This window comes from Luteimonas rhizosphaerae (assembly GCF_002849595.1).
Classification (GTDB): domain Bacteria; phylum Pseudomonadota; class Gammaproteobacteria; order Xanthomonadales; family Xanthomonadaceae; genus Luteimonas; species Luteimonas cellulosilyticus.
This window is the reverse complement of the sequence record NZ_NRQR01000015.1, coordinates 18,776-32,570: the sequence shown is the minus strand read 5'-3', so window position 1 is coordinate 32,570 and position 13,795 is coordinate 18,776. Positions and strand designations below refer to the sequence as shown.

General features: G+C 71.4%; 15 protein-coding genes and 1 pseudogene. 8 read left to right on the top strand and 8 right to left on the bottom strand.

Translation table 11 applies throughout. From position 1 onward, the window contains the following. Positions 1–24: 24 nt before the first annotated feature. The 3 genes from CJ022_RS07655 to CJ022_RS07645 form a co-directional block, all read right to left on the bottom strand. Positions 25–453 carry a VanZ family protein gene (locus CJ022_RS07655; RefSeq protein ID WP_101926068.1) on the bottom strand — a complete coding sequence of 143 codons (429 nt, stop codon included), beginning with the start codon at positions 451–453 and terminating at the stop codon, positions 25–27. Beyond that, the gene (locus tag CJ022_RS07650; RefSeq protein WP_101926067.1) at positions 450–1,640 is read right to left on the bottom strand and encodes a class I SAM-dependent methyltransferase; all 1,191 of its coding nucleotides are present in this window, start codon (positions 1,638–1,640) and stop codon (positions 450–452) included. Before CJ022_RS07650 ends, CJ022_RS07655 begins: the two co-directional genes overlap by 4 nt. A 65-nt stretch (positions 1,641–1,705) precedes the next feature. Beyond that, positions 1,706–2,110 (bottom strand): VOC family protein, encoded by a 405-nt coding sequence (locus CJ022_RS07645; RefSeq protein WP_101926066.1) that lies wholly within the window; start codon positions 2,108–2,110, stop codon positions 1,706–1,708. Positions 2,111–2,201: 91 nt separating this feature from the next. On the opposite strand from CJ022_RS07645, the gene CJ022_RS07640 reads away from it, so the two are divergent. Next, positions 2,202–2,948 carry a pteridine reductase gene (locus CJ022_RS07640; RefSeq protein WP_101926065.1) on the top strand — a complete coding sequence of 249 codons (747 nt, stop codon included), beginning with the start codon at positions 2,202–2,204 and terminating at the stop codon, positions 2,946–2,948. Positions 2,949–2,963: 15 nt separating this feature from the next. Here the strand turns inward: CJ022_RS07640 and CJ022_RS07635 are convergent, their stop codons facing one another. The 5 genes and pseudogenes from CJ022_RS07635 to tsaD form a co-directional block, all read right to left on the bottom strand. Continuing rightward, on the bottom strand, positions 2,964–3,800 hold the full coding sequence (locus CJ022_RS07635) for a DUF6159 family protein (RefSeq protein WP_233198645.1): 837 nt from the start codon (positions 3,798–3,800) through the stop codon (positions 2,964–2,966). 83 nt (positions 3,801–3,883) lie between these two features. Further along, positions 3,884–4,372, bottom strand: coding sequence for a 2-amino-4-hydroxy-6-hydroxymethyldihydropteridine diphosphokinase (gene folK / locus CJ022_RS07630; protein WP_101926064.1), 489 nt, complete (start codon positions 4,370–4,372; stop codon positions 3,884–3,886). A gap of 7 nt (positions 4,373–4,379) precedes the next feature. Then, positions 4,380–5,634: pseudogene (locus CJ022_RS07625) on the bottom strand (mechanosensitive ion channel family protein). 20 nt (positions 5,635–5,654) lie between these two features. Beyond that, positions 5,655–6,008, bottom strand: a complete 354-nt coding sequence (gene folB, locus CJ022_RS07620) for a dihydroneopterin aldolase (protein WP_101926063.1) — start codon at positions 6,006–6,008, stop codon at positions 5,655–5,657. 73 nt (positions 6,009–6,081) lie between these two features. Further along, positions 6,082–7,125, bottom strand: a complete 1,044-nt coding sequence (gene tsaD / locus CJ022_RS07615) for a tRNA (adenosine(37)-N6)-threonylcarbamoyltransferase complex transferase subunit TsaD (protein ID WP_101926062.1) — start codon at positions 7,123–7,125, stop codon at positions 6,082–6,084. 208 nt (positions 7,126–7,333) lie between these two features. Here tsaD and rpsU point away from each other — a divergent pair, with 208 nt between their 5' ends. From rpsU to CJ022_RS07580, 7 genes are all read left to right on the top strand, one after another. Then, positions 7,334–7,549 carry a 30S ribosomal protein S21 gene (gene rpsU / locus CJ022_RS07610; protein WP_101926061.1) on the top strand — a complete coding sequence of 72 codons (216 nt, stop codon included), beginning with the start codon at positions 7,334–7,336 and terminating at the stop codon, positions 7,547–7,549. 157 nt (positions 7,550–7,706) lie between these two features. Continuing rightward, a complete protein-coding gene (locus tag CJ022_RS07605; protein WP_101926060.1) occupies positions 7,707–8,150 on the top strand; it encodes a GatB/YqeY domain-containing protein in 444 nt (147 codons plus the stop codon). Between the two features lie 2 nt (positions 8,151–8,152). After that, positions 8,153–8,665 carry a GNAT family N-acetyltransferase gene (locus CJ022_RS07600; RefSeq protein WP_101926059.1) on the top strand — a complete coding sequence of 171 codons (513 nt, stop codon included), beginning with the start codon at positions 8,153–8,155 and terminating at the stop codon, positions 8,663–8,665. Positions 8,666–8,732: 67 nt separating this feature from the next. Next, positions 8,733–9,752, top strand: a complete 1,020-nt coding sequence (locus tag CJ022_RS07595; RefSeq protein WP_101926058.1) for a YihY/virulence factor BrkB family protein — start codon at positions 8,733–8,735, stop codon at positions 9,750–9,752. A gap of 189 nt (positions 9,753–9,941) precedes the next feature. Beyond that, positions 9,942–11,669: a DNA primase gene (gene dnaG, locus CJ022_RS07590; RefSeq protein WP_101926057.1), complete on the top strand. Its 1,728-nt coding sequence runs from the start codon at positions 9,942–9,944 to the stop codon at positions 11,667–11,669. A 185-nt stretch (positions 11,670–11,854) separates the two neighbouring features. Further along, the gene (locus CJ022_RS07585) at positions 11,855–12,523 is read left to right on the top strand and encodes a hypothetical protein (RefSeq protein WP_143703908.1); all 669 of its coding nucleotides are present in this window, start codon (positions 11,855–11,857) and stop codon (positions 12,521–12,523) included. A 145-nt stretch (positions 12,524–12,668) separates the two neighbouring features. After that, positions 12,669–13,679, top strand: a complete 1,011-nt coding sequence (locus CJ022_RS07580) for a bile acid:sodium symporter family protein (protein WP_425490843.1) — start codon at positions 12,669–12,671, stop codon at positions 13,677–13,679. Positions 13,680–13,795 lie beyond the last annotated feature (116 nt).

Below are 13,795 nucleotides of genomic sequence, written 5' to 3'. Positions count from 1 at the left end.
GTGTCGGGAGCGCCCGTCGCGCGTCTATCGGCGCGTTGCGTGCCCGCGACCGCCGTCGATGCGCAGCAGCAGATCGCGCAGCGGCGTCAGCCGCGTGGCGAGGCCGGCGAGGACGCCCAGCGTGTTCGCCAGCGCGTCCATCGGGTCCTGCAGGCGGTGCGCGGTCAGGGCGCCCTGCGCGTATTCCAGACCGATGCCGAGCAGCACCAGGCCGATGCCCGCGCCGAGCAGCGACGACCAGCGCGCGTACAGCTGCACCGCCGCGGCCGCGAGCGCAGCGTAGACCAGGAAATGCCCGAGCTTGTCGCCGTCGGGCACATCCGGCATCGGCACGGCCGGCGCCAGCGACAGCACCACGACCAGCGCGATCGCCGTGCACCACAGGCCGGTCCACAACCGCGGACGGCGCAGCGGTTTCAACGCCCGCCCGAGCCGCGGCCGGCGCGGGCTCACAGCCGGTAGCTCAGATCGCCGACCAGGAAGGCGTGGTCGAACTCGACATCGCGTGCGAAGCCGATCGCCTGGAAGGCCTCGCCCATCTGGCCCGGCAGCGTCAGCTTCTTGGCCTGCTGGCGCAGGGCGTAACGCGCGCCTTCATCCGCGGCTTCGGCCTCGTGCGCGGCCAGCCGGTGGTCGAGCCGGTTGCCGAGCAGCAGCGAGGTCTGGTTGCAGTAGCCGGCGAACGCGAAGCCCGCCGTGGTGCCGGCCTCGGCCAGCGCGGTGAAGTCGACCGACGCGGTCAGATCCTGCAGCCCGGGCAGCGCGAACACGTCGTTCGAGACCTGGTGGCGATGGAACGCACGCAGCGTGCCGTCGCGGCGATCGTCGCGGTAGTACTCCGCGCGCGGATAGCCGTAGTCGACGAACAGCAGCGCGCCCTGCTGCAGGCCGCCGGCCACCGCCTGCACCCAGTACGGCAGCTGCGGCAGCAGTTCCGAGCGGTAGCCGTCGGGCAGCGGCGTGCCGCGCGCGCGTTCGACATGGCGCACCGCCGCCGACAGCATCGCGTCGGCCGGATGCAGCGTGCGCGCGAAGCCGCCATCGCTGGCGGCGGTCACGTACTCCTCGAATATCTGGCCTTCACCGATGACGAAACGCGGCGTCGGCAGCGCATCGACGACCTCGTTGGCGAACAGCACGCCGCGCCAGTCGGCCGGCATCGGGCCGTCGAGCCAGTGCACGCGCGCGAACAGATCCGCGGGCAGGCGCTGTTGCAGGTGCGTGCGCTGGCGCTCGCGCAGATCGGCGCTCGGCTCGAGGATCGCGTAGCGCGTCGGCGCGGCGTCGAGCGCGGCCAGATGCGCCAGCGCGTCGCCGGCGAACGCGCCGCTGCCGCCGCCGATCTCGAGGAAATCGGTGTCCTCGCCCAGCTCGCGCAACACCGGCGCGAAGGCCTCGGCGATGCATTCGGCGAACAGCGCGCCGAGCTCGGGCGCGGTGACGAAGTCGCCGGCCGCGCCGAACTTCGCCGCGCCGGCGCTGTAGTAACCGAGGCCGGGCGCGTACAGCGCCAGCTCCATGAAGCGCCAGAACGGCAGCGCGCCGCCGGCCTCGCGGATCTGGGCGTGGATCAGCGCGCGCAGCTGTTCGCTGTGGGCGAGGGCATCGGGGGACGGCGTGGGGGCGTGGGCGTTGGACATCGGCGCGGCATCGGGGAGCGGACGTCAGGATAAGCGAGCGCGCCTGCACGCCAGGTCAGCACGGCTCAGGCGCCGGCCTTGAATTCGATGCCGTTGCCCTCCGGATCGTCGATGTACAGCGACAGGCCGTCGCCCTGCGCGCCGAAGTTGGCGTCCGCCGGTCCGCGCGGCTGGACGCCGTGACGTGCGAGATGCGCCACCAGCGCGGCCTCGTCGAACGGCGCGATCCGCAGGCAGACGTGGTCGACGTTGCGCGCGGCCGGATCCGGCGCGGCGCCGCCGCCGAGCCGGCCGGCGACATCGACGAGATCCAGCATCGATGCGCCGGCGCGCAGATGCACGAGGCCGAGATCGTCGCGCCGACGGGCCAGCGTGCAGCCGACGACCTCGGTGTAGAACGCGACCGCGCGCGGCAGGTCGCGCACCCGCAGCACCACGTGATCGATCGCTTCGATGGCGAAGGGCTGCATCGCGACTCCAGGCGGCGGACGGACGGCCCCAGCTTAGTCCGCCGCTGCGCCCGTGGCGTAAGGTGACGGCCTCCCCGCCCGGTCCGCCCGCATGTCCCCTCCGTCCGCCCCGTCGCCTGTCGTCCTCGTCACCGGCGCGGCGCGCCGCCTGGGCGCGGAGACCGCGCGGCACCTGCACGCGGCCGGTTACGCCATCGCCCTGCACTGCAATACCTCGCGCGACGCCGCCGATGCCCTGGCCGCGACGCTCGATGCCGCGCGGCCGGGCAGCGCGCACGTGCTGCAGGCCGACCTGCGCGACGTCGACCGCCTCGCCGAACTGGTCGCCGGCACCGTCGGCCGCTTCGGCCGGCTCGATGCGCTGGTCAACAACGCGTCCGCGTTCTACGAGACACCGTTCGCGACGACGACGCCCGCGCAATGGGAGGCGCTGCTGGCGACCAACCTGCGCGCGCCGTATTTCCTGGCCCAGGCGGCGGCGCCGCACCTGCGCGCCGCGCGGGGGGCGATCGTCAACCTGTCCGACATCCACGCGCGCCAGCCGCGCGCCGGGCTGGGCGTCTACGCGATCACCAAGGGCGCGCTGGATGCGATGACCCGCGTGCTCGCGGTCGAACTGGCACCGGAGGTGCGCGTGAACGGCGTCGCGCCGGGTGCGATCCTGTGGCCGGAACACGACGCCGATCCCGCGCTGCAGGCCGCGCTGCTGGCACGCACGCCGCTGGGGCGCATCGGCGCGGCGGCCGACATCGCCGCGGCCGTGCACCACCTGATCGCCGGGGCGCGCTACACCACCGGCACCGTGCTGACCGTGGACGGCGGCCGGCTATTGTCCTGAGCGCGTCGCCCCGCGTCAGGATTTCGCGACGAAGGCGTGCGCGAGGTCGCGGCCTTCGAAGCCGGCCGGTGTTTCGTGCGACACAGCGTAGCGGTACAGCGCCGCGGAGTAGATGCCGCTGAGCGCCGCCTGGAACACGCCGAGGAACAGCGTGGCCAGCACGAAGACGGTGCCGACGACGACCGCCAGCGGCAGCGAGGCCTGCGCCGACAGCACGGTCAGCGCGACACCGAGCACCACGACCGCACCGGTCAGCAGGCCGAACGCGGCGCCGATGCCGACATTGCCGATGACGTTCTCGCCCCAGGTGCGGCGCAGCAGGCGCACGCTGTCCTTCATCGCGGCGATCGGGCCGATGTCGCGGCTGACCAGGATCGGCACGACGAGAAAGGTCGCCAGCGTCCACAACGCGCCCAGCCCGCTGCCGAGCAGCCGCACCAGCACGCCGTTGTCGCGGTGCTTGAGCGACTGCATCAGCACGCCGACGGTCGCCGAGATCGCCGCGTAGCCGAGGATCGCCGGCAACCGCGCCCGCGCCGCACGCAGGCCGTCACCGAGGGTCGGATCGCCGCCGTCGAGACGGATCATCGCCGCGCCGACCAGCGCGCAGTTGAAGAACACGATCACCGTGTACTGGCAGAAATAGAACGCGAAACCGACCACCACCGCGGCGACGCCGAAGCCGTCGGAGAACATCCGCAGCGCCGTCACCGGCAGCACGAACGTCGCCAGCACGACCAGCGTCGCCAGCCCGGAAATCACCGGGAACAGCATCAGTTCCTTGTCCGAGCGCAGCACGGCCGCGCTCGCCTTCACCAGCCCCCAACTCCGCGACAGCTTGTCGAACATCATGCGCGCCTCCTCCCTGGATGCGGCCATCGTGCGGCCGCGGCGCGGGCCCGGCAAGTGACGGTCGTCATGCCGCCGGCGCGCGGCTACCCGTCGAGCGTGACCGCCTCGAACACGGTGTCGCGGTCGGCGTGCGCCGCCCACAGCGCGTCCAGTGCGCGACCGTCGACGGGATGCCGCCACCCGGGCGCGATCTCCGCGAGCGGCTTGAGCACGAAGGCATGCCGCAGTTCGTCGCGCGGAATCCGCAGGTTGTCCGCGCCGTCGCAGACCAGCGCGTCGTACAGCACGATGTCGATGTCCAGCGTGCGGTCGCTGTAACGCGGCCCGCTGCGGTCGCGGCCCTGCGCGTCTTCCAGCGCGTGCAGCCAGGCGTTGAGCGCGGCCGGCGACAGCGCGGTCGTGACCAGCGCGGCGGCGTTGAGGAAATCCGGGCCGTCGTAGCCGACCGCGGGGAAGCGGTAGGTCGCCGACACGACGACATCGTCGAACGCGTCGCGCAGCGCCGCGACCGCCGCGCGCAGGTGCAGGCGCGGGGCGACGTTGCTGCCCAGGCTCAGGGCGACGCGGGCCATCGCCGGCTCAGCCTGCCGGCACCGGCGACGGCAGCGACGGCGACGCATCGGCCGCGCGCGGACCGGCCTCGACGCGGCGCAGGTTCACGTCGACCGGCGCGTCGCTGGTGCGCTGGAACACCCGAAGGTCGAACTCGCCGAGGATCGCCAGCAGATGGTCGAAGATGTCCGACTGGATGCCCTCGTAGGCGACCCACGCGGTGTCGTTGGTGAAGCAGTAGATCTCCAGCGGCAGGCCGGTCTCGGTGGGCTGCAGCTGGCGCACCAGCAACGTCAGCTCCTGGTGGATGCCGGGGTGGTGACGCAGGTAGTGCTCGACGTAGGCGCGGAACGTGCCGAGGTTGGTGACGCGGCGCGTATTGACCGTATCGGCGCCGTCGAGGCGCGCGTTCCAGTCGTCGAGCTCGCGGTGCTTGCGGTCGAGATAGCCGTCGATGACCCGGAACCGGTGCAGGCGCTGCACGTGCTCGGGATCGAGGAAGCGCACGCTGCGCTGGTCGATGTACAGCGCGCGCTTGATCCGGCGGCCGCCGCCTTCGCTCATCGGCCGCCAGTTCTTGAACGAATCGCTGACCAGCTTCTTGGTCGGCACGGTGGTCACGGTGCGGTCGAAGTTCTGCACGGTGATCGTGTGCAGGGCGATGTCGATGACGTCGCCGTCGGCGTTCTGCGCCGGCATCTCGATCCAGTCGCCGACGCGCACGCGGCCGTCGTTGCTGATCTGCACGCTGGCGACCAGCGAGAGGATGGTGTCCTGGAAAATCAGCATCAGCACCGCGGTCATCGCGCCGAGGCCGCGAGATCCCGACCAGCACGAACATGATGATCTTGACGACCTGGAAGTAGCCCTTGATCGGCTTGTCGCGCGCTTCGGGCCGGCGCTCGTAGGCGCCGTTGATCAGGTCCAGCAGGCGCGAGAGCGACAGCGCGACCGTCACCACGATGAAGGCCTGGCACAGCGCCCGCACGATGGTGACCAGCTGTGGCGGCATGTCCGGGACGATGCTCACGCCGGCCGCGAGCACCAGCGCCGGCACCACGTTCGCCAGCCGCGGGATCACCTTCAGCTGCACGTCGTGATCGTGGTCGCGGCCGCCGAGCGGGGTCGCGCGCAGCGCCCGCATCAGGCCGCGCAGCAGCACGCGCTTGGTCAGCCAGTTGGCCAGCCAGGCGATGGCGAGAATGCCGCTGAGTACGATCAGGGTGTAGGCCCAGGGATAGGGCGCGAGCGTGGTCTGCAGTTGGTCCAGCTGGTCTTGCATCCGTCCTCCTCGAAGAAACCTCAGGGCGCGCCGCGCTCGATGATCACGCCGACCGCGCGCGCACCGCGCACCGCGCCGGGCTTGCTCAGCTTCAGCCGCAGCCAGCCGACGCCGAACTCCTCGATCACGAGGGCGGCGCAGCGTTCGGCCAGCGTTTCCACCAGGCCGAAGTCCGACGCGGTGACGTAGTCGATCAGCCGCTTGCTGACCGCCTTGTAGTCGAGCGTGCGGGCGATGTCGTCGGTCGCGGCCGGCACGCGGTTGTCGAACGCCATCTCGAGATCGAACAGCAGCGGCTGGCGGATGCGCCGCTCCCAGTCGTAGATGCCGATCAGGGCCTCGATCTCGAGCCCTTCGATGAAGACCTTGTCCATGGACACTGCCGGAATGTCGCGCCTGCGCGGGCCGCAGAGCTTAACGCGGCGACGATTTCCGCCGCGTCGCGACTCAGGCCCGCAGCGGCGCGCCGACCACCGGCAATGTCGCCATGTCCCAGCGCGGGGTCACGTGCACCGCGGCATCGGCATGTTGGCCCGCCTGCAGGCGCAGCGCGCCGGCGAAGGCGATCATCGCGCCGTTGTCGGTGCACAGCGCCGGACGCGGGAAGCACACGCGGCCACCGCGACGCGCGGCATCGGCCTGCAGTTTCTCGCGCAGCCGCAGGTTGGCGCCGACGCCGCCGGCGACGACCAGGGTGTCGCAGCCCGCGGCATCGAGCGCGCGCGCGCACTTGATCGCCAGCGTGTCGACGACGGCGTCCTCGAAGCCGCGCGCGATGTCGCGGCGGGTCGCGTCGCTCCGGTCGCTGCCCTGCCAGGCGAGCAGCACCTGGGTCTTGAGGCCGCTGAAACTGAAATCGACGCCGGGACGATCGGTCATCGGTCGCGAGAACCGGTAGGCGCCCGGCGTGCCGTCCTGGGCCAGCGCCGCCAGCTGGGGCCCGCCGGGATACGGCAGGCCCATCATCTTCGCGGTCTTGTCGAAGGCCTCGCCGGCGGCGTCGTCGAGGGTTTCGCCGAGCAGACGGTAGCTGCCGATCGCATCGACCGCGACCAGCTGGGTGTGCCCGCCCGACACCAGCAACGCGACGAACGGCGGCGCGGGCGGATCGTCTTCCATCAGCGGCGCCAGCAGATGGCCCTCCATGTGGTGCACGCCGATCGCCGGCACCTCGAGCGCCCAGGCCAGCGAACGCGCGACGCCGGCGCCGACCAGCAGCGCGCCGACCAGGCCGGGGCCTGCGGTGTAGGCGACGCCGTCGATGTCGGCGGTGCCCATGCCGGCCTCGGCCAGAGTCTGCCGGATCAGCGGCAGCAGCTTGCGCACGTGGTCGCGGCTGGCCAGTTCCGGCACCACGCCGCCGTATTCGGCATGCAGGGCGATCTGGCTGTAGACCGCATGCGCCCGCAGGCCGTCGCCACCGCCGATCGCCGTGTCGTAGACGGCCACGCCGGTTTCGTCGCAGGAGGTTTCGATGCCGAGGACTTTCATAGCGGAGCAGGACCCGTGGGAAGCGGGCGGCGGCAGCGGTCCGGGAGCGGGCCCGGCGGGTCGAGACAGGCCGATCCCGGTCGCTTGCACGCGCCGTGGACGTGCGGCTATCATACGCGGCTCGCCGGGCCGGAGCCCGGTGTCATGCGAGTCCACTCGCAGTCGATCCGGTCAACGATGGCCGGGCAGTCAAATCCCCGGAGATTCCATGCCAAGCGTCAAAGTCCGCGAAAACGAGCCCTTCGAGTTTGCGCTGCGTCGTTTCAAGCGCACCTGTGAGAAGGCAGGCGTGCTCGCCGAAACCCGCAAGCGCGAGTTCTACGAGAAGCCGACCCAGGAGCGCAAGCGCAAGGCCGCTGCCGCCGTGAAGCGCCAGTCCCGCCGCGTTTCGCGCGACGTCACCAAGCGCCAGCGCCTGTACTGATCGGCGCGCGCCGGACGGCTGTGCCGTCCGGTTCGATCGTTTGTTGACGCATCAAGCCGGCAGCGCCCACGCGCCGCCGGCTTTTTGTCGTTTCCGTTACCCACCTGCCGGTCCGGCCCTGCCCGACCGCATTCCGCCCCATCCAAGGACCGCCGCCATGCCCCTGAAGCAGCAGCTCACCGATGACATGAAGGCCGCGATGAAGGCCGGCGACAAGCATTCGCTCGGCGTGATCCGGCTGATCAACGCCGCGATCAAGCAGCGCGAGGTCGACGAGCGCATCGAGCTCGACGACACCGCGGTGATCGCGATCCTCGACAAGATGATCAAGCAGCGCCGCGACTCGGTCAGCCAGTACGAGGCTGCCGCGCGCGAGGATCTGGCCGCGATCGAGCGCGAGGAGATCGTGGTCATCGAGCGCTACGTGCCGGCCAAGATGGACGAGGCCGAGATCCTCGCCGCGATCGAAGCCGCCAAGGCCGAGACCGGCGCCAGCGGCCCGGCCGACATCGGCAAGCTGATGGGCGCGCTCAAGCCGCGTCTCGCCGGCAAGGCCGACATGGGCCTGGTGTCGCGCCTGGTGAAGCAGGCGCTGGGCTGAGCATGGCCACGCGCGTCGACCCCACGCTCGTACTGCGGCCGGCGCGTCCCGGCGATGCGCCCCTGGTGCTCGCCTTCATCCGCGAGCTGGCCGAGTACGAAAAGCTGGCCGATGCCGTGGTCACCGATGCGGCGATGCTCGACGACGCGCTGTTCGGCGCGGCGCCCGGCGCGGAAGTGGTCATCGCCGAAGTCGACGGCGCGCCTGCGGGCTTCGCGCTGTTCTTCCACAACTTCTCGACCTTCCTCGGGCGACGCGGCCTGTACCTCGAGGATCTGTACGTGCGCCCCGCGTTCCGCGGCCACGGCCTGGGGCGCCGGCTGATGGCGCATCTCGCCGCACTCGCGGTCGCGCGCGGCTGCGGGCGTTTCGAATGGTCGGTGCTCGACTGGAACGCGCCGGCGATCGGCTTCTACCGCACGCTCGGCGCCGTGGGACAGGACGAGTGGACGGTGCAGCGTCTTGACGGTGAGGCCCTGCACCGGTTGGCAGCCGACGCGAACGACGCGCCTTAACACTGCGCCAACGTCGCCCCGCCGACGATGCAGGCCTTCGCCGCACGCACGCGCTCTCATCTCCCGCATGACGACTTCCCAGCCCCCCGCCCCACAGGCGCCTGCCGACGCATCCGACGCCGTCGTGCCACGCACCCGCTGGAGCCGCGCACGCAATCGCATCGACCACGGCGTGGTCCGGGTGCAGGACAGCGTGCCGGCGGCGCTGGTCAAGCGGTTCGTCGAAATCGACCTGCTGACGCATGCGGCCTCGTTGTCGTTCTACATGCTGATCTCGCTGGCGCCTCTGCTGGTGCTGGTGCTTTGGGTGACGGCGTCGCTGTATCCGGCGGCGCAGGAAGCGCTGCTCACGCAGATCGGCGCGCTGGCCGGCGAAGGCGCGCAATCGGTCGCGGGCACCGTGATCCAGAATGCGACCGAGCAACCCGACATCGGCTCGCTGGCCGGGCTGTGGAGCACGGGCCTGCTGTTCTTCGGCGCGACGGTCGTGTTCGCGCGCCTGCAGGCCACGCTGAACCTGATCTTCCACACCGATGGCGACGCGCTGCCGGGCGGCATCGTGGAGTTCCTGCGCAAGCGCGTGTTCTCGTTCGGCGTGGTGTTCGCGCTCGGCTTCCTGCTGCTGGTCTCGACGCTGGCGACGACGGCGCTGGAAGTGGTGTTCGCCAACGTGCCGTCGCTGCTGCCGCTGCTGGGGAATGCGACCGGGCTGGTGCTCTACGCCTTCGCGTTCGCGCTGCTGTACCACTACCTGCCGGACCGGCGCGTGCGCTGGCGCCAGGCGCTGTTCGGCGGCGCCATCACCGCGGGCCTGTTCGTGCTCGGCCGCTGGGCGATCGGCGTCTACATCGCCACCGCCGCGCCGGGCAGCGCCTACGGGTCGTTCGGCACGCTGGTGATCCTGCTGGTCTGGATGTACTACGCGGCGACGATCTTCTTCGTCGGCGCGCTGATCACCGCGGTGATCGACGACCACCTGCGTCGCGCCTCTGTCGCACGTGCGCTGGAGAAGCGCGCCGCGCGCCAGGCGGCGGGCTTGAAGCCCGCGGCCGCGACGCCGCCGACGCCGGCGCCGCCCACGTCCTGAGCCGAGACGCCCCGATGCGCGCGGGCAAGTGGCGTCGCGCGTGGCATCCTATCGGCCGCATGAGCCACCCCGCCGCCGCCCGCTCCGACGATCGCGCCGCCTCCGACGTCGGGTGCGGAACGCCAGCGCGCGTCCGCGGCGCGCGCTGGCGGGCCGTCCGGCCCGCTCCCCTGTGGTCGGCGCGCTGACATGGGCCGGATCCCCGACGCGTTCATCGACGACCTGCTCGCGCGCACCGACATCGTCGAGATCATCAACGCACGCGTGCCGCTGAAGCGGCAGGGCAAGGAGTATTCGGCGCGCTGCCCCTTCCACGACGAGCGCTCGGCCAGCTTCACCGTCTCGCCGACCAAGCAGTTCTATCACTGCTTCGGCTGCGGCGCGCACGGCACCGCGATCTCGTTCCTGATCAATTACGACCGGCTCGAATTCCTCGATGCCATCGACGAGCTGGCCAAGCGCGCCGGCATGGAAATCCCGCGCGACGACGGCCCGCAGCGCGCGCCGCAGTCCGACAGCGCTCCGATGTTCGAGGCGCTCGACGCCGCCGCGCGCTTCTTCCGCAAGCAGCTGGCGGCGCACGCGCCGGCGCGCGCGTATCTCGACGGCCGCCAGGTCGACGACGCCACCCGCGAGCAGTTCGCGATCGGCTATGCGCCCGACGGCTTCTCCGCGCTGAAGGACACGCTGGGCACGGATCCGCGCCGGGTCGCGCTGCTGGAAAAAGTCGGCCTGCTGTCGAAGAACGACCGCGGCCACAGCTACGACAAGTTCCGCGACCGGGTGATCTTCCCGATCCACGACCGCCGCGGCCGCGTGATCGCGTTCGGCGGCCGCGTGCTCAAGCCCGAGGATTCGCCCAAGTACCTCAACTCGCCCGAAACGCCGCTGTTCCACAAGGGCCGCGAACTCTACGGCCTGTGGCAGGTGCGCCAGGCGAACCAGAAGATCGAGCGGCTGATCGTCGTCGAGGGCTACATGGACGTCGTCGCGCTGTTCCAGCACGGTGTGCCGCAGGCGGTCGCGACACTGGGCACCGCGACCACGCCCGACCACGCCGAGCTGCTGTTCCGCAATGCGCCCGACGTGTACTTCTGCTTCGACGGCGACGCCGCCGGCCGTCGCGCGGGCGAGAAGGCGATGGCTTCGGTGCTGCCGCGCATGCGCGACGGCCGCCAGGCGTTCTTCCTGTTCCTGCCCGACGGCGAGGATCCCGACACCATCGTCCGCAACGAGGGCGCGGCCGGCTTCGAGGCGCGGCTGCAGGATGCGACGCCACTGTCGACGTTCTTCTTCGATACCACCGGCGACGGCATCAACCTGGCGACGCTCGACGGCAAGGCGCGGTTGGCCGAACGCGCCAAGCCGCTGCTGGCGCAGATTCCCGATGGCGCGTTCGGCGACCTGATGCGGCAGCGGCTCGCCGAGCTCACCGGCATCGGCGGCACGACAGCGGCGAATGCGCCGCCGCCGGCGCGTCCGATGCGCGGCGGACGCGGCGCGCCGGCGCCGAAGCGCAGCCTGGTGCGCCACGCGATCGCGCTGCTGCTGCAGAAGCCGGCACTGGCGCTGGAACTGGCGTCGCCGTTCCCGTTCGTCGTGCTGCGCCAGCCCGGCATCGACCTGCTGACCGAACTGATCGCGGTGGTCAGCATGCGGCCCGACATCAACAGCGGCATGCTGCTGGCGCACTTCGATGGCCGCGAGGAAGCCGCGGCGCTGCAGAAACTCGCGGGCCAGAGCCTGCCCGGCGACGAGGCGATCTGGCAGGAGGAACTGCTCGACAACATCGCCCAGCTCAACCGGCAGGCCGAACACCAGCGCATCGACGAGCTGCTCGGCGAACAGCGCGAAGGCACGCTCGACGCGCTCGGCAAGCAGGAACTGCGCGACCTGCTGGCGCGCCGCGCGCGATGACGCCGCGAGGCGCGCGATGTCGACATGCTGTTAACTACGACCTTGGTCTGATTCCGCCCGGGGGATCGACCGTTGCACCACGTTCGCCGTGTCACGCGCCTGCCTTGCAGGTCCGGCAGGCTGTCGCCACGACTTACGAGCCGGCGACGCGCGTCATCATTCTCGACTTCCGCAGGTTCCACGTCATGTCCGGCTTCCCCCGCCCTTCCGGTTCCCCCCGCCTGTCGCGCGTCGCTGCACGGTCCGCCGCGCTCGCCCTGATGCTGACTGCGCTGCTGCTGGGCGCCTGCGCCCGGGAAGCCGCGACGCCGGAACTGGTCAAGCCGTTGCACGTGGACCTGGCGACGCCGGTCGGCGAGCAGCTGGATCTGGCGTGGCCCCGCTCGGGCGAGGCGCTGGCGGCCGAGCACACGATCGCGCAGCCGCGCCAGGTCACGCTGCGACTGCCGAACGGCAAGCTGCTGTCGACGCCGTCGACGCGCACCACGTTCCGCCAGGAAGAGGGCCTGCTGGTCAGCGTCAACGTGACGCCGGACGCCGGCGCCGAGGCGCAGGACGCCGCGCTGCGCGACATCCGCGCGCTGCTCGACGACAACCAGCTGCTCGATCCGACGCTGGCGCGCACGCTCGACGGCTGGGCGCTGGATGGCCGCGGCACGCAGTCGACGAAACTCGTCGTCAACGACGTCGACGTCATGGTCGCGCTGCGCCAGGACCCGAAGACCGGCTGGCAGACGACGCTGGATTTCGAACCGCGCGGTTGCGGCGTGCCGGCGACGCTCGACGGCGAGACCGAACTCTGCCTGCCGACGTCGCCGACCGAGACCGCGGTCGCGGCGGGCAGCCAGGGCTGAACCCGGCCACGCGACGCGGCATCGCGTTGATCCCCGTGCATGCCTCGACGCCGTGCCGTCGGCGGCCCGCTCCGTCCCGGGCACTGTCCACCCGCCTGCAGCGCGCACGCGTTCGACCGGTGACCGGTCCGATGTTCCCGTCGCCCTGGCGCACGGCCGCGGACCTGCGGCACGTCGCCGCATGATCGACCGGCTGCGCCGACTCGCGCCCGACCCGTTCACGCTGGCGCTGCTGGCGACCGTGGTCCTGGCATCGCTGCTGCCGGTCGCGGGGCGCGGCGCGCAGGTCATGGAGGTCGTCACCGACGTCGCCATCGCCGCCCTGTTCTTCCTGCACGGCGCACGGCTATCACGCCAGGCCATCGTCGCCGGCGCGCTGCACTGGCGGCTGCACCTGACGATCCTCGCGGCGACCTTCCTGCTGTTCCCGCTGCTCGGCATGCTCGGCCGGCCGTTGTTCGAACTGGCCCTGACGCCGGAACTGGTCGTCGGCATGCTCTTCCTGTGCGCCTTGCCGTCAACGGTGCAGTCGTCGATCGCGTTCACGTCGATGGCCGGCGGCAACGTGCCGGCCGCGGTGTGCAGCGCGTCGGCGTCGAGCCTGATCGGCGTGTTCGTCACTCCGCTGCTGATGCTGGCCCTGGTCGGCGCCCACGCCGGCGGCGGCAATCCGCTGCAGGCGATCGGCGCGATCATGCTGCAGCTGCTGGTGCCCTTCGTCGCCGGCCACCTGCTGCGGCCGCTGGTCGGCGGCTGGGTCGAACGGCGCCGCGCGGTGCTGCGCGTCACCGACCAGGGCACGATCCTGCTGGTGGTCTATACCGCCTTCAGCGCCGCGGTCATCGAAGGCCTGTGGCGGCAGACGCCGCCGCTGGCGCTGCTGGCGGTGCTGGTGCTGGCATCCGCGCTGCTGGCGGTGGCGATGACGCTGGTGACCGTCGGCGCGCGACGTCTCGGCTTCGACCGGGCCGACGAGATCGCCATCGTGTTCTGCGGCTCGAAGAAGAGCCTGGCGACCGGCATCCCGATGGCGAAGGTGCTGTTCGCCGGCGGCACGCTGGGCGCGGTGATGTTGCCGGTGATGGTGTTCCACCAGGTCCAGCTGCTGGTCTGCGCGGTCCTGGCGCGCCGCTACGCGCGCCAGGTGCCCGGCTGACGCGCGCGCCGGTCGCGCGTTCCGCCGCTGCGGATTCCCGCCTCGCACCGCACGGCGTAGGATGCGACCTGATCCGGCGCGACGCCGGGTCACAGTCCGGCGCGGAAGTCCGCTTC